Source organism: Glycomyces dulcitolivorans (genome assembly GCF_003265355.1).
Taxonomy (GTDB): Bacteria; Actinomycetota; Actinomycetes; order Mycobacteriales; family Micromonosporaceae; genus Glycomyces; species Glycomyces dulcitolivorans.
The window spans coordinates 1-15,209 of sequence record NZ_QFRW01000269.1 but is presented as its reverse complement, the minus strand read 5'-3'; the positions used below and the strand labels follow the sequence as shown (position 1 = coordinate 15,209).

Sequence of the window (15,209 nt, the reverse complement as noted above, 5' to 3'; positions counted from 1 at the left end):
CGCCCCGCAGACCCCGCCCCCGCCCCCGCCGTCCGCGTTCGACAAGAAGGAGGGCGGCGAATGAACCCGGCCCTGCGCCGCACGGGCGTCCTCGCGCTGATCCTGCTGGGCGCCCTCATCGCCCAGTCCACCTGGGTCGGCTTCTTCGACCACGAGGAGTACCAGGGCCAGCTCGACGCCCGCTCCCTCATCGCCGAGTACTCGGTGCCGCGCGGGCAGATCCTCGCCGGGGACGTCGTCCTCGCCGAGTCGGTGCCCAGCGGCGGCCAGACGTACCAGTACCAGCGGAACTATCCCGAAGGCGACTACTTCGGGAACATCACCGGCTTCAACTCGTTCAGCTACGGGTCCACCCGCATGGAGTTCGCCGAGGACTCGGTCCTCGACGGCACCAGCTCGCTCCTCGCGTTCGACGACTTCTGGGCGACGATCACCAAGGAGCAGAAGCCCGGCGGGAACGTCGTCACCACCCTCGACGCCGACCTCCAGAAGACCGCCTACGACGCGCTCGCCGACACGGGCGTCAAGGGCGGCGCGGTCGTCATCGACCCGCAGACCGGCCGCATCCTCGCCCAGGCGTCCTACCCGGGCTGGAACCCGACCGACGTGTCCTCCAACGACGGCGACGTCGCCTCCGCGGCGTGGAACGCGCTCATCGCCGAGGAGGGCGAGGGCGGGGACAACCCGGCGCTCGACCGCACCGGCCAGGACTGGTACCCGCCCGGGTCGACGTTCAAGACCGTCGTCGCCGCGGCCCTCATCGAGGACAAGGGCATGACCGCCGAGACGATGGTCCCGGCCGGCAACGAGTACACCGCGCCGAACACCGACCACACCATCACGAACTCCTCCGACCAGTGCCCGGAGGAGCAGATGACGCTCGAAGACGCGTACCGGCTCTCGTGCAACACGACGTTCGCGCGGCTGTGCGTCGAGGAGCTCTCCGCCGACGACATCGCGAACATGGCCGAGGCCTTCGGGTTCGGCGAGGCCTTCGAGACGCCCCTGGAGACCCTCGCCTCCCAGACCGGCGACATCTCCGAGGACGCCTTCCGCGCCCAGGCGTGCATCGGCCAGCAGGAGGTCCGCGAGACCGTCCTCCAGAACGCGATCATCGCCGCCACCATCGCCAACGACGGCGAGCGGATGCAGCCGCAGCTCATCGACCACCTCACCGACTCCAAGGGCGAGACCGTCGAGAACGGCGGCGAGGACTCCGCCGGGAAGGTCATCGACATCGACACCGCCCAGGAGCTGCGCATCCTCATGGAGGCCGTGGTCGAGAACGGCACCGGGAAGAACGCCCAGATCGATGGCTACGACGTCGGCGGCAAGACCGGCACCGCCGAGCACTCCGACTCCAGCGACAACACCCTCGAAGACCACGGCTGGTTCCACGGCTGGGCGATGAACGAGGACGGCGAACCCGCGGTCGCGGTCGCCGTGTTCCTCGACTCGTACGGCACCGGTGCTTCGGCAGAGGCCGCCGACATCTCCGGGACCCTGATGCAGCAAGTACTCGAAGGCAGCGCAGATTTATGGCTCGCAAGCTTCGCCAAGACAAGGGAGAGTAGGGAAAAGCGAGCAGGACACGGTTTCCTCAAGATCCCGGGGAACGGCAACCGAAGGGGCCGCCGGGACGTGGATCTTCGGAGACGGTTCGACGTCATCGCGATAACGAGCGCCCAAGTGCCGGGCGACCTGCAAGTACACTGAAGCGTCGATCCCCCCGGAGTCGATCCGTCCAACGAATTTGAGGAGACGCCGTGTTGAGCCCCGAAATGCTCCTCGGGCAGCGCTATCGCCTGCGCGAACGCATTGCCGTGGGCGGCATGGGCGAGGTCTGGCGGGCCGAGGACACGGTCCTTGAGCGCACCGTGGCCGTCAAGGCCATGCTGCCGTCCCTGCTGAGCGAGCCCGGTTTCACCCAGCGCTTCACCGCCGAGGCGAAGACCGTGGCGGCCCTCACCCACCCCCACATCGTCAACGTCCACGACTTCGGCAACGCCGACCTGCCCAGCGGCGAGACCACCGCCTACCTCGTCATGGAGTTCGTCGAGGGCAAGTCCCTCGCCGACCTCATCGCCGAGCGCGGCCGCATCGACGCCCGCGAGCTCATGCCGATCATCGCGGCCACGGCCGAGGCCCTGCACCACGCCCACGTGCACGGCGTCATCCACCGCGACATCAAGCCCGGGAACATCCTGGTGCGCGACCGGGACGGCCGCGCCGTCCTCACCGACTTCGGCATCGCCCGCTCCGGCGCCTCCGGCGACCTCACCCAGACCGGCGCCGTCATGGGCACCGCCTCCTACATCGCGCCCGAGCAGGCCGAGGGCACCGGCGTGCTGCCGGCCTCCGACATGTACTCGCTCGGCGTCGTCGCCTTCCACGGCCTCACCGGGCACCGGCCCTTCCAGGCCGAGAACCCGATCGAGCTCGCCCTGCACCACGTGCGGACGCCCGCGCCGCCGCTCCCGCAGGAGATCCCCCCGGGCGTGCGCGCGTTCGTCGAGCGCGCCATGACCAAGGACCCCCACCACCGGTTCGCCACGGGCGACGAGATGGCCGCGTCCGCGCGGATCGCCGTCGACGCGCCCCCCGCGACCTCCGTCATGCCGCCGGTCGGGCAGCTGCCGCGCCGCGCCGGCGTCGTCGCCATGAGCGGCCCGCCCGCGGGCGTCGCCGACCCCGCCCAGCAGCACTACCCGCCGACCGGGCCGCCCAGCCCTCCCGGCATCGACCTGGGAGCCGTACCGGGCCCCGCGGCGTCCAAGCCGGGGCCGAACCGCAACCTGCTCATCGCGATCGTGGGCGTGGTCGCCCTGGTCCTGGTGGGCGGTATGGTGTGGCTGCTGTTGTCGATGAACGGCGACGACGAGCCGAACGGCGGCGGCGAGGACCCCGCGTCCGACACCTCCACCAGCGGGTCCGCCGACGAGGAGACGGAAGAGGAGTCCGAAGCGCCCACCACTCCCGAGGACACGAGGGAGACCGGAGGCGGCGGCGTCGGCGAATGCCTCCCCGGAGCCAACTGCAACGACTGATAGCGGGCTTCCGGGCCTGGCGCTGCCACTAGAATCAATCCGCGATGAACGGAACACGAGGACGTAAAACGCGATGACGACAGAGCCCCGCCTGCTCGGCGGCAGATACGAGATCGGCGAGGTCGTCGGCTACGGGGGGATGGCTGAAGTCCACCGGGGCCGCGACCTGCGGCTCGGTCGCGACGTGGCGGTGAAGCTGCTGCGGGCCGACCTGTCTCGTGACGAGTCGTTCCTCATCCGCTTCCAGCGCGAGGCCCAGAACTCCGCCTCGCTCAACCACCCCAACATCGTCGCCGTCTTCGACACCGGCGAGGACATGGGCATCCCCTACATGGTCATGGAGTTCGTCAACGGCCGCACCCTCAAAGAGGTCCTGATCGCGGAGGGCCGCTTCGAGTCGGCCGCGGCCTGCGAGGTCGTCGCCGACATGTGCTCGGCCCTGGACTTCAGCCACAAGCACCACATCATCCACCGGGACGTCAAGCCCGGCAACGTGATGCTCTCGGACACCAACCAGGTCAAGGTCATGGACTTCGGCATCGCCCGGGCCCTCGCCTCCAACCAGGCGACCATGACCCAGACCAGCGCCGTCATCGGCACCGCCCAGTACCTCTCTCCCGAGCAGGCCCGCGGCGAGACCGTCGACGCCCGCTCCGACGTGTACGCCGTCGGCTGCGTCCTCTACGAGCTCCTCGTCGGGCACCCGCCGTTCACCGGCGACAACCCCGTCTCGGTCGCCTACCAGCACGTGCGCGAGGAGGCCCGGCCGCCTTCGGAGCTCAACCCGAACGTCCCGGCCTCGGTCGACTCCGTCGTCATGAAGGCCCTCTCGAAGAACCCCGAGAACCGGTACCACTCGGCCGCCGAGATGCGCGAGGACCTCATCCGCGCCGCCCGCGGCCAGGACGTCATGGCCCCCGCGGTCATGAATGCCGCCGAGCGGACCACGATCCTCGACCCCGATGCGACCGCGCCGATCCGCCAGCTCCCGACGTCCTCCAGCAAGCGCCGCCCGTGGCTCATCGCCCTCGGCGTGATCCTGGCGCTCGTCGCGGTCACCGCGGCGGCCTGGGGCATCATGCAGGCGATGAACGAGGCCGCCTTGAAGACCGTTCCAGGGGTGATAGGCCAGACCCAGGAGGTCGCGACCGAGACCCTCACGACCGACGGCTTCGAAGTCGACGTGGTCGAGCAGAAGGCCGAGACCGCCGACGACACGAACATCGGCAAGGTCATCGACCAGACGCCCGGCCAGGGCGAGGAGGTCAATGAAGGCACGACGGTGGAGATCACCGTCATGGTCGCCCCGGACGACGTGGAGGTCGCCGATGTCGTCGGCGACCAGTTCGCGGACGCCGAGGCGACGCTCACCGAGGACAACCTCGTCGTCGAGAAGAACGAGATCGCCAGCACCGACGAGCCCGGCACCGTCCTGGAGCAGAACCCGGCCGCCGGCGAGCTGGTCCCGCCCGGCACCACGGTGACGCTCACCGTCTCCGCCGGCGGCGAGGCCACCGTCCCGAACGTCGAGGGCATGACCACCGACCTGGCGATCGAGACCCTCCAGAACGAGGGCTTCGAGTACGACCTCCAGTACGGCAGCGGCGGCACCACCACCGGCGTCGTCTACGACCAGAACCCGAACAGCGGTTCCACCGAGGAAGAGGGCACCACGGTCACCATCACCGCCCAGGGCGTGGTGGTCACCTGGGACGCCACGACCACGCCGCAGGCCCTCATGGACACGCTCAACGGCCTCGGGCTCACCGCCACGATCAACGGCGACGCGACCCTGGAGACCATCGAGTCCGTCTCCGGCCCCGACGGCGAACTCACCAGCGGCACCGCGGTCGCCCCCGGCTCGGCCATCACCATCGTCCCCGCGGAGGACGACGGCGGCGGAGGCGGCGAGACCACCAGCGAATCAGAGTCCTGTGTCCCGCCATTCTGTGACGAGGGCTAGTTCAGCAGACGAATAGGGGCCCGGTGCTTGACGCACCGGGCCCCTTCGGTTTCCCCTCTGACACATACGGAAGGGCCCCGGCCATACCGGCCGGGGCCCTTCGCTTTCTCTCGCCGCACTCAACCCGCCTCGGTGTCGCGCGGCAGCGGCGGGGCCCCTGTGGAGGCCCCGCCGCCGAGTCCTGCTCCCGGAGCGAGCAGCGTCTCCGGGAGCGGATCACGGTCCCCTATGCGGGCTCGATGCCGCCCTCAAGGATGCGGACCATGATCGGGTTGTCGAAGTAGATGTCGTTGAGCTCGTAGGCGCCCGCCGAGATCTCCTTGACGCGCTCCCCTTCGATCGCGTACGAGACGCGCTGGTTCAGGAACAGCGGCAGGCGCGGCAGGGTCTCGTTGAAGACGATGCCGAGCGTCTTGTTCGCCTCGGCCTGCTCCTCGGGAGAACCCTTCTGCGAGGTCAGGTACAGCTCGTCGACGTTGACCGTGCCGAGCGTGGTCGTCTCGACCTCGGCGGTCGACAGGCCCATGCCCGGCGCGTCCGCGGTCTGCGAGTTGTCCGTGAACCACGCCATCTGCCAGGAGCCGTAGACGTAGGGCACGAACGGGTTCGCCCACTGGCGCACGGCGATGTCGAACTCGCCCGCACCCCAGATGCCCCACGGGTTGTCGGCCGGGACGTTCTCGTACGCCACGTTCAGGCCGAACTCCGTCAGCTGCGACGCCGCCTGCTCGCCGGTGAGCGAGAAGTCGGTCCAGCCCTCGACGCCGATGATCGTGTACTCGGCGAGCGACCCGTCCGGCTTGTGCCAGCCGTCGGACTCCTTCGCCCAGCCGGCCTCGGTCAGCAGCGCCTCCGCCTTCGCGTGGTCGGTCGCGTAGTACTCCAGCTCGACGTCGTCGAACAGGCCCTCCGCGTGCGGGTCGGGCAGACCCGAGTAGGTCGACGGCACGTAGTAGCCGCCGTTGCCCTTGGCGATCTCGCCGATGACCTCGGTGTCGAAGACGTACATGAACGCCTTGCGCACCTTGGCGTCCGCGAACTCGGGGAACCGGCCCTCGTTGAGCATCAGGCCGACGCCGTCGTAACCGGGGGTCGAGATCTCCTTGAGGCCCTCGACGCCCGCGATCGTGGAGCGGTCGGTCGCGCCGAGCACCTGGGTCGAGTAGTCGACCGCGGAGGACAGCAGGAACTGCACCGAAGCGGCGTTGTCGCCCTTCTGGACCTCGACGGTCTCGAACTTCACCTGGTCGGCGAACAGGCCGTCCTCGTGGACCGACAGGGTGATGACGGTCTCGCCGATCTGCTCGAACTTGTAGGCGCCGCAGGAGATGAAGTCCTCGTCGAGGAAGTCCTCGGCCGCGATCTTCTCGGCCAGGGCCACCTGGCCCGGTCCGCCCTGGACCTCGCCCGCCCCGACCAGACCCTCGGCCTCGTCCATCCACGCGCCGTAGCGCGAGTAGGGGAGGACCTGCGCCTTGAGCGCGCCGTGCTCGACGCCGATGAACGCCTCGGAGTACGTGACCGTGACGGTGGTGTCGTCGTCGGCGGTCGCCGACTGGAGCTGGTCCCAGCCGATGGTGCCCTGCGCGGCGTTGAGCTTCTGCAGGTAGATGGTGCCCGCGACGTCCTTGGCGGTGACGTCGGTGCCGTCGGTCCACTTGATGCCCGAGCGCAGCTTGATCGTCAGCGTGGTGCCGTCGAGGGTGACGGACTCGGCGAGCTGCGGCACCCACTCCTGCGTGTCCCAGTTCAGGATCGCGGCGCGAGGGATGAAGAGCTCGGCCACGGGGGCGGCCGTCAGCAGCACACCGGTGTTCAGGGCCGCGTTGTAGTGCTCGACGGAGATGTCGAACGGGTACACGTACACGAACTTGCCGCTGGCGCCACCGTCGTCACCGCTGTCGGCCTGGCACGCGCCGAGGACGGAGGTGGTCGCAACGGCGCCGGCGCCGAGGCCGACCGCCTGCATGAGATTGCGTCGGCTGATCTCGAATCGCTGAGAGGTCATCGCCGTTTCCTTTCGATGTAGAGGGCGATAGAGGTAATGAGGATGAGGAACAATCCGAGTCCGACGGTCAGCGCACTGATGGAGGACTCTGCGGTTCCGCTGGGCAGGAGGAGCAGGAGGAGCCCTGCGGCCAGGGTCAGCAGGACCCCGAACGCCAGCCCCGTGCGGGCGATCAGGCCGACCATGCCGCTCCCGGTGTCTTGTTTGGATCTTCGGTCGCCCCCGCGGAGGCGGGACGCCGCGAACCGGGGACGGCGTCGAGGGTGAGCGTCCGGTCCGGGGCCTCGGCCCCGCTCCGGACGGTGCTCTGCCGCTGGTCGCGCGCCACGACGTGGCACGAGACCCGGCGGCCGCGGCCGGCGCCGTTGCCGTTCGCACCCGTGCGTTCGAGCACTGGTTCAGTGCTGTCGCACAGGCCCGGTTCGAATGCGGGGCACCGGGGGTGGAAGGCGCAGCCGGCGGGGAGGTCGGTGAGGGACGGGATCTCGGCCGAGCGGAGCTGCTCGGCGGCCTGGTTGGCCCGGGCGAGGTCGGGGTCCGGCTCGCACACGGCGCCGATGAGCGCCTTCGTGTACGGGTGCTGGGGGTTCCCGATGACCTCGGGCGTGGGGCCGTGCTCGACGACCTTCCCGAGGTACATGACCGCGATCTCGCCGTCCCACGCGAAATACTTCGCGACGGCGAGGTCGTGGGTGATGAACAGGAAGCCGACGTCGAGGTCGTCGCGCAGGCGTCCCAGGGTGTTGAGCAGGCTCACGCGGATCGAGACGTCGAGCATCGAGGTCGACTCGTCGCAGATGAGCAGCTCGGGGTTCATGGCGAGCGAGCGCGCGACGTTGACGCGCTGGCGCTGGCCGCCGGACAGCTGGTGCGGGTAGGAGTCCAGGTAGGACTCCGGCGGGGTGAGGTCGACGAGCTGGAGCAGCTCGGCGGCCTTGGCCCGGGCCTCGGTGCGGTTCTTGACCAGTCCGTGGCGCTTGAGGCCGGCGGTGAGGGTCGAGGCCACGGTGCGGGTCGGGTTGAGCGCCGCGTACGGGTCCTGGTGGATGTACTGGACGGCGCGCCGGTAGGCGGTCTTCTCGGCGGCGCTCATGTCGGTGAGGGACTTGCCGCGGAACTCGACGGCGCCGGCGGTCGGCCGGGTGATCCCGGCGGCCGCGCGGGCCGTGGTGGTCTTGCCGCAGCCGGACTCGCCGACCAGGCACAGGACCTTGCCGGCCTTGACTTCCAGGTCGACGCCGCCGACGGCGGCGACGGGGCCCTTCTTGGTGTCGAAGACCTGCTCCAGGGCCCGGAGCTTCAGCAGAGGCGCGTCAGACATTCGCGTTCTCCTTGCGGCGGAGGATGACCTGGTCGTGGTGGAGGCAGGCGACCGAGTGGTGCATGGCCAGCGGGCGGTCGGTGAGCAGCTCCAGCGGGACGCGGTCCTGCTTGCACTCGGCCGTCGCGAAGGCGCAGCGGGGGTTGAACGCGCAGCCGTCGGGCATGGCCTTGAGGCTGGGCGGGTAGCCCGGGATCGACTCCAGCGCGGGCCGCTCGCCCTTGACGGGCATGACGGCGTTGATGAGCCCGGCCGTGTAGGGGTGCTTGGGCGCGTAGAAGATGTCGCGCGCGGAGCCCGTCTCGATGATGCGGCCGGCGTACATGGTCGCGACGCGGTCGGCGAGCTCGGCGGCGAGGCCCAGGTCGTGGGTGATGAACACCATCGTGAACCCGAACTTCTTGCGCAGCTCGTGGAGCTGCTGCACGATCGACCGCTGCGTGAGCAGGTCGAGCGCGGTGGTCGGCTCGTCCAGGACGAGGACCTGCGGGTCCAGGGCGATGGCGAGCGCGATGAGGGCGCGCTGCTTCATGCCGCCGGACAGCTCGTGCGGGTACGACTGGAGGACGCGGTCGGGGTCGAGCCGGACGGTCTCCAGGAGCTCCCCGGCGCGGGCCTCGACTTCGGCCTTCGTCCAGCGCTGCTTGCCGTCCGAGTGGTCGCGGAGCGTGTCGGCGAAGTGGTCGACGATGCGGATGACCGGGTTGAACGCGTTCATGGCGCCCTGGAAGACCATGGCGGCCTCGTTCCAGCGGAAGCGGCGCAGCTGCTCCTTCTTCATCTTGAGGAGGTCGGCGCGCCTGCCGTCCTTGAGCCGGTACGTGAGCGAGCCGGAGGTGATCTCGCCCAGGCCCGGCAGGAGCCGCAGCAGGCCCAGGCCGAGGGTGGTCTTCCCGCAGCCGGACTCGCCGACGAGGGCCAGCGACTGGCCTTCGTACAGGTCGAGGTCGACGCCGCTGACGGCGGTCACGGACTCTTTCCGTCCGGTGCGGTACGCGATCGCGAGGTCGCGGACGCTGAGAATCGGGTCGGTCATGGTCTCACCTTTCCCGGAGGCGCGGGTTGAGGGCCTGGTCGAGACCGCGGCCCATCGTGACGAGGCCGATCGTGAAGAGCACGATCATGAGCAGCGGGGCGATGACGAAGGGCAGGGCGACCGGGGTCAGGTAGAAGTTCTGGCTCCAGGACTGGTGGATCATGAGGCCCCAGTTCGGCGTGCCCGAGGGCATGAGGCCGAGGACGTAGAGGCCGACGATCGCGTAGATCGCCTGGTTCACCGAGATCACGAAGTTCACGAAGATGAACCCGGCCATGTTCGGCAGGATCTCGCGGAAGACGATGCGGGCCGGACCGAGGTCCTGGAGCCGCGCGGCCTCGACGAACTCGCGCTCCTTGAGGGACATGACCTGCGCCCGGATCGAGCGGAACAGGAAGGCCCACATGGTGGAGCCGACCACGATCGAGATGCCCCACGGCGGGATGTCCTCGAAGAACGCGACGACCGAGAGCATGAGCAGGAACTGCGGGATCGTGACGGTGACGTCGGTGAGCTGGAGCAGCACGGAGTCGATGCGGCCGCGGAAGTACCCGGCGATCGACCCGAGGGCCACGGCCACGAACGTCGCCATGAGAGCCGCGAGCGTGCCGACCCAGATCGGCTGGGCGCCGGAGTTCACCAGGATCGTGAACGTGTCCATGCCCCGATACTCGGTGCCGAGCCAGTGCTCGGCGGACGGCGAGGTCCAGATCTGGGTCGTGTCGGTCGGGTTGTGCTGGTCGATGACGAGCGGGCCGACGAAGGAGAACAGGACGATCGCGAGGACGAGGACCGTCCCGGCGAAGCCCGCGGGGGAGCGGGTGAGCCCGGTCCACAGGCGCCCGAAGAACGATTCCCGGCTGCGCTTCTTTGAACGACCCTGCTTGCGGGGCTTGGCGATGGCGGCGTCGATGGTGGTCACGCGTCCTGCCCTTCGGACTTGATGCGGGGGTCCACGCGGACGAGGAAGAGGTCCACGATGAGGCTCGCGATGACGACGGAGGTGGCGAGGATGATGACCGCCGCCTGCACGACCGGGTAGTCGCGGTTCGAGATGGCCTCCATGAGCATCTGGCCGGCCCCGGGGTACTGGAGGATCTGCTCGATGACGATCGAGCCGCCGACGAGGGTGCCCAGCTGGAGGGCGACCTGCGGGATGATCGGCAGGAGCGCGTTGCGGCCGACGTAGCTGCGGCTGATGCGCCCGGGCTTGAGGCCGCGGGCCTGCGCCACCGTCACGTAGTCCTCGGTGAGGACCTCGGTGGTGGCGGCCTTCATGTTGAGCATGAAGGAGCCGGTGGCGGTGAACGCGAACGCGATGATCGGCAGGATCGCGTGGAAGATCGCGTCCCCGAAGAACACGAAGTCGAAGCCCGGCTCCACGCCCGCGGTGATGCGCCCCCGCATGTCGAGGAACGGCAGGACGTCGAGCACCGTGTAGCCGATGACGATGACCGCGGCGATGAGGATGTAGTTCGGGACGCCGGTGAGGAAGGACCCGACGGAGGTCATCGCGTGGTCGAACCAGGAGCCGCGGCGGTAGGCCATGGCCATGCCCACGGTCAAGCCGACGACCGTGGCGAGGACGACGCCCGCGCCGACCGCGAACAGCGTCCACGGCAGGTACTCCATGACGTGCTCGAACACGGTCTTGGAGGGGTTGGTCAGCGAGTTGCCGAAGTCGAGGGTGACCAGGCCCTTGAGGAAGTCGAGGTACTGGGCCCAGACGTTCGCGTTCGGGTCGTAGCTGATGATGTTCGCCGCGGTCGCCATGGCCTGGTCGTGGGACATGCCGGCGCTGTTGAGGCGCCCGGCCATGATCTCGATCGGGTCGCCGGGCATGAAGTGCATCAGCAGGAAGGTGATCGTCGCGACCAGCCAGATGACGAAGACCGACTGGCGGATGCGGCGGAAGGCGTAGGAGGTCCACGCGCGGCGGAGGACGGACGAGCGCGCAGCGGGGGGCGGCGTACCGACCGCCGCGTCAGTTCGCGGCGGGGGTGCGGTAGGTGCGGTCACCTGGGCACTCCTTCGTGCGTGGGCTTGAACTCGGATCCCGAAACAAATTGGAAAGATTGTTTCTAGTTAACGAACTTACCTGTCGTGACCCGGCGCACGCCAGCCTTGAGACGGAATCGTTACGTTGAACTTCAGGAGACGTTTTCCCAGGTCTCATCCAACTGGCGAGGTTCGACGGTAGCCGGTTCGCGACCGGCCCGATCCATCATCGCGCTGGCCTCTGTGTCCAACGACTCCCCGGGCGGCCGACGGCCGGGGGATCGGGCCCAGTACGCTCGTACTGTTAGGAGCAGTCCGCTCCCCGTCCCGACCACGCGCGGCGAAGCGCAAGGAGAGGTGCCGAAACCCATGGCGAAGATCAAGGTCGCGAACCCCGTCGTCGAGATCGACGGCGACGAGATGACCCGCATCATCTGGAGCAAGATCAAGGACGAGCTGATCCACCCCTACCTGGACGTGGACCTGCACTACTACGACCTCTCGATCGAGCACCGCGACGCCACCGACGACCAGGTCACCGTCGACGCCGCCAACGCGATCGCCGAGCACCACGTCGGCGTCAAGTGCGCGACGATCACCCCCGACGAGGCCCGCGTCGAGGAGTTCGGCCTCAAGAAGATGTGGCGCTCCCCGAACGGGACCATCCGCAACATCCTCGGCGGCACCATCTTCCGCGAGCCCATCATCATGAGCAACGTGCCGCGCCTGGTCCCGGGCTGGACCAAGCCGATCGTCGTCGGCCGCCACGCCTTCGGCGACCAGTACCGCGCGACCGACTTCAAGGTCGACCGCCCCGGCACGCTCACCGTCACGTTCACCCCCGACGACGGCACCGAGCCCATGGAGTTCGAGGTCGCCCGCTACCCGGAGGGCGGCGGCGTCGCCCTCTCGATGTACAACTTCCGCAAGTCGATCGAGGACTTCGCGCACTCGTCGTTCCGCTACGGCCTCCAGCGGAACTTCCCGGTGTACATGTCCACCAAGAACACCATCCTCAAGGCCTACGACGGCATGTTCAAGGACGTGTTCCAGGAGATCTTCGACAACGACTACAAGGCCGACTTCGAGGCCAAGGGCCTCACCTACGAGCACCGCCTCATCGACGACATGGTCGCCGCGGCGCTCAAGTGGGAGGGCGGCTACGTCTGGGCCTGCAAGAACTACGACGGCGACGTCCAGTCCGACATCGTCGCGCAGGGCTTCGGCTCGCTCGGCCTCATGACCTCCGTGCTCATGACCCCCGACGGCCAGACCGTCGAGGCCGAGGCCGCGCACGGCACCGTGACCCGCCACTACCGCGCCCACCAGCGCGGCGAGAAGACCTCGACCAACCCGATCGCCTCGATCTTCGCCTGGACCCGGGGCCTCGCCCACCGCGGCAAGCTCGACGGCACCCCCGAGGTCACCGCGTTCGCGAACGAGCTGGAGAAGGTCGTCATCGACACCGTCGAAGGCGGCAAGATGACCAAGGACCTCGCCCTGCTCATCGGCCGCGAGCAGCCGTGGCAGACCACCGACGAGTTCCTCGACACCCTGTCGGAGAACCTCGCCAAGTCGATCGCCGCCAAGTAAGGCGTAACCGGGTCGTCACAGACTCGTTGTAGAGGGTGCGGTCACCGTTCGCGCGGAGACCGCCCCTTCCCAGTTGGAGGCCCCGGCCGACGTGTGCAGGCGCACACTCGGCAGGGGCCTCCCCCCTTTCGCGGCTTGTAAACTAGCCGGGTTGCACACCGGTTCGCGCGATTTGCGCGCGTCCCGCGCCCCCCGACCGAAAGGCAGACATGAGAGGCGTCATCCTCGCCGCCGGACAGGGGCAGCGCCTGCGCCCCGACACCGACCGCCTCCCGAAGACGCTCCTGCCGGTCACCGGGACCGAGACCATCCTCGACACCATCGTCCGCGGCCTCGCCGAGGTCGATGTGACGGACATCGCCATCACCGTCGGGCACGCCGCCGAGAAGATCCGCGAGCACGCCCCGGAGCTGGAGACCCGCTACGGCGTCCAGGTCACGATCGTCGACAACGACAAGCCGCACTGGAACAACGCCTACTCGCTGTGGACCGCCCGCGGGCACTACGCCGACGGCGCGGTCCTCGTCAACGGCGACACCGTCCACCCCGCGAGCATCGAGCGGAACCTCCTCGAAGCCGCGAAGGATGATCCACGGCTTCTCCTCGCACTGGATGACCACAAGCAGCTCACCGACGAGGCCATGAAGGTCCGCATCGGCGACCTCGGCGTCGAGCTCATCCACAAGGTCCAGCCGATCGAGGCCGCCGCCGGTGAGTACATCGGCGTCAGCCTCATCCCCGCCGGGATCGCCGAGGAGCTCACCAAGGCCCTCGAAGCGACCTACACGCGCGACTCGACCCTCTACTACGAGGACGCCTTCCAGTTGCTGGCCGAGGCCGGGCGCATCGGCACGGTCTCGACCGGGCCCGTGCGCTGGACCGAGGTCGACGACCACACTGACTGGGCCCTGGCGCGCGAGATCGCAGAGACGCTCTAGTGCCCACATTCGCCCGCACCGTCCTCGCGCCGATCACGGTCGAGGTCTCGTCGGGGGCCGTCGCGCGGCTGCCCGAGCTGCTCGCGGACTCGCGGATCTCCTCGGGCGGGCGCGTCGCGATCGCGCTCGGGCCCGGCCTCGGGGAGACCATCGCCGACCAGCTCGACCACCTGCCCGACGCGGTCGTGCACACCGTCAAGGCCGGCACCCTCGACAGCGCCAAGGACCTCACCAGGCGCCTGCGCGACGACCACGTGGACGCCCTCGTCGGCATCGGCGGCGGCAAGCTCCTCGACACCGCCAAGTGGGCCGCCTCCGACCTGGGCCTGCCGATGGTCTCGGTCGCCACGAGCCTTGCCCACGACGGCCTCGCGTCCCCGACCGCGTCCCTCGAACGCGACGGCGCCTCCGTCTCCTACGGGGTCCACCCGCCGCTCGCCGTCCTCGCCGACCTCGACTTCATCCGCAAAGCCCCCGCGATCCAGCTCCAGTCCGGCATCGGTGACGCCCTCACGAACCTCTCCGCGGTCGCCGACTGGCAGCTCTCGCACCAGGTGAACGGCGAGCCCGTCGACGGCCTCGCCGCCGCCATCGCCCGCACCGGCGCCGAAGCGGTCCTGCGCCACCCGGGCACCATCGAAGACGACGCGTTCCTGGCGACCCTCGCCGACGCGCTCATCCAGGGCGGCCTCGCCTCCAGCATGGCCGGGTCCTCCCGTCCCTGCTCGGGCGGCTGCCACGAGATCGCGCACGCGCTCGAAGCGCTCCACCCCGGCCTGGCCTCCCACGGGGCCGAAGGCGCGCTGGGGGCGCTCATCTGTACCTGGCTGCGGGGCGACGAGGCCCTGTTCGCGGAACTCTCCGCGGCGCTGAAGCGGCACGGCCTGCCGCGCACCGCGAGCGAACTCGGTCTGACCACTGCCGAGCTCGCCACAGCGGTGGCCTACGCGCCGAGGACCCGGCCAGGCCGTTATACGATTCTCGAACATCGTGAACTGGACTCGGTGGCGCTGGAGCGACACCTGACGGAGATGATGCATGAGCTCGATTAGCCCGCACCCCGACGGCGTCTCCGGCCCAGCCGGGAACCGCGACGGGAGCCCGGACTCCACCGATCCGGCCGCCCCCCAGGGCGGCTTCGGCGCCGGGCCTTCTCCCGCTCCCGCGGGTTACCCGCCGGGGGCCATGAGCTCCGGTTCGGCCGCGTTCGCGAGCCCTCCGCCGTCGGCCGCGCCCGGCATCACCCCGCCGCCGCACCCCGGCCAGGCCCCCGGTGCGCCGGGCGTGCAACCCCCTGCGCCGCAG

Annotated in this window: 12 protein-coding genes and 1 pseudogene; 7 read left to right on the top strand and 6 right to left on the bottom strand. The window is 69.3% G+C overall.

Annotation, left to right across the window (positions count from 1 at the left end; translation table 11 throughout):
* Window positions 1–60 precede the first annotated feature (60 nt).
* The 3 genes from DI269_RS17885 (at window position 61) to pknB (ending at window position 5,010) form a co-directional block, all read left to right on the top strand.
* Window positions 61–1,716 (top strand): penicillin-binding transpeptidase domain-containing protein, encoded by a 1,656-nt coding sequence (locus tag DI269_RS17885; RefSeq protein WP_112138326.1) that lies wholly within the window; start codon window positions 61–63, stop codon window positions 1,714–1,716.
* Between the two features lie 50 nt (window positions 1,717–1,766).
* Complete coding sequence (locus DI269_RS17880; protein ID WP_157975069.1) at window positions 1,767–3,047, top strand: serine/threonine-protein kinase; 1,281 nt, start codon at window positions 1,767–1,769, stop codon at window positions 3,045–3,047.
* A 73-nt stretch (window positions 3,048–3,120) separates the two neighbouring features.
* Entirely contained in the window at window positions 3,121–5,010 is a 1,890-nt protein-coding gene (pknB, locus tag DI269_RS17875) for a Stk1 family PASTA domain-containing Ser/Thr kinase (RefSeq protein ID WP_112138322.1), read from the top strand.
* A gap of 226 nt (window positions 5,011–5,236) precedes the next feature.
* On the opposite strand, the gene DI269_RS17870 is transcribed toward pknB, so the two are convergent.
* Genes DI269_RS17870 through DI269_RS17845 form a run of 6 tightly spaced genes read right to left on the bottom strand, consistent with a single transcriptional unit; the run spans window position 5,237 to window position 11,394 of the window.
* Window positions 5,237–7,018 (bottom strand): ABC transporter substrate-binding protein, encoded by a 1,782-nt coding sequence (locus tag DI269_RS17870; RefSeq protein WP_112138320.1) that lies wholly within the window; start codon window positions 7,016–7,018, stop codon window positions 5,237–5,239.
* Entirely contained in the window at window positions 7,015–7,203 is a 189-nt protein-coding gene (locus tag DI269_RS17865) for a hypothetical protein (protein ID WP_112138319.1), read from the bottom strand. Before DI269_RS17865 ends, DI269_RS17870 begins: the two co-directional genes overlap by 4 nt.
* Complete coding sequence (locus DI269_RS17860; RefSeq protein ID WP_112138318.1) at window positions 7,191–8,339, bottom strand: ABC transporter ATP-binding protein; 1,149 nt, start codon at window positions 8,337–8,339, stop codon at window positions 7,191–7,193. The genes DI269_RS17865 and DI269_RS17860 overlap by 13 nt, the downstream gene beginning before the upstream one ends.
* The gene (locus tag DI269_RS17855) at window positions 8,332–9,375 is read right to left on the bottom strand and encodes an ABC transporter ATP-binding protein (RefSeq protein WP_112138317.1); all 1,044 of its coding nucleotides are present in this window, start codon (window positions 9,373–9,375) and stop codon (window positions 8,332–8,334) included. The genes DI269_RS17860 and DI269_RS17855 overlap by 8 nt, the downstream gene beginning before the upstream one ends.
* Window positions 9,376–9,379: 4 nt before the next feature.
* Window positions 9,380–10,276 (bottom strand): ABC transporter permease, encoded by an 897-nt coding sequence (locus DI269_RS17850; protein WP_112138328.1) that lies wholly within the window; start codon window positions 10,274–10,276, stop codon window positions 9,380–9,382.
* 17 nt (window positions 10,277–10,293) lie between these two features.
* A complete protein-coding gene (locus tag DI269_RS17845) occupies window positions 10,294–11,394 on the bottom strand; it encodes an ABC transporter permease (RefSeq protein WP_112138316.1) in 1,101 nt (366 codons plus the stop codon).
* 348 nt (window positions 11,395–11,742) lie between these two features.
* Between DI269_RS17845 and DI269_RS17840 the strand changes: the two genes are divergently transcribed.
* The 4 genes and pseudogenes from DI269_RS17840 to DI269_RS27190 form a co-directional block, all read left to right on the top strand.
* Entirely contained in the window at window positions 11,743–12,966 is a 1,224-nt protein-coding gene (locus DI269_RS17840; protein WP_112138315.1) for an NADP-dependent isocitrate dehydrogenase, read from the top strand.
* Window positions 12,967–13,175: 209 nt separating this feature from the next.
* Window positions 13,176–13,904 carry a phosphocholine cytidylyltransferase family protein gene (locus tag DI269_RS17835; protein ID WP_112138313.1) on the top strand — a complete coding sequence of 243 codons (729 nt, stop codon included), beginning with the start codon at window positions 13,176–13,178 and terminating at the stop codon, window positions 13,902–13,904.
* Window positions 13,904–14,956 carry an iron-containing alcohol dehydrogenase family protein gene (locus DI269_RS17830; protein ID WP_112138311.1) on the top strand — a complete coding sequence of 351 codons (1,053 nt, stop codon included), beginning with the start codon at window positions 13,904–13,906 and terminating at the stop codon, window positions 14,954–14,956. The genes DI269_RS17835 and DI269_RS17830 overlap by 1 nt, the downstream gene beginning before the upstream one ends.
* Window positions 14,943–15,209 (top strand): annotated as a pseudogene (locus DI269_RS27190) (hypothetical protein); the annotation flags it as partial. The gene DI269_RS17830 and the pseudogene DI269_RS27190, both read left to right, overlap by 14 nt.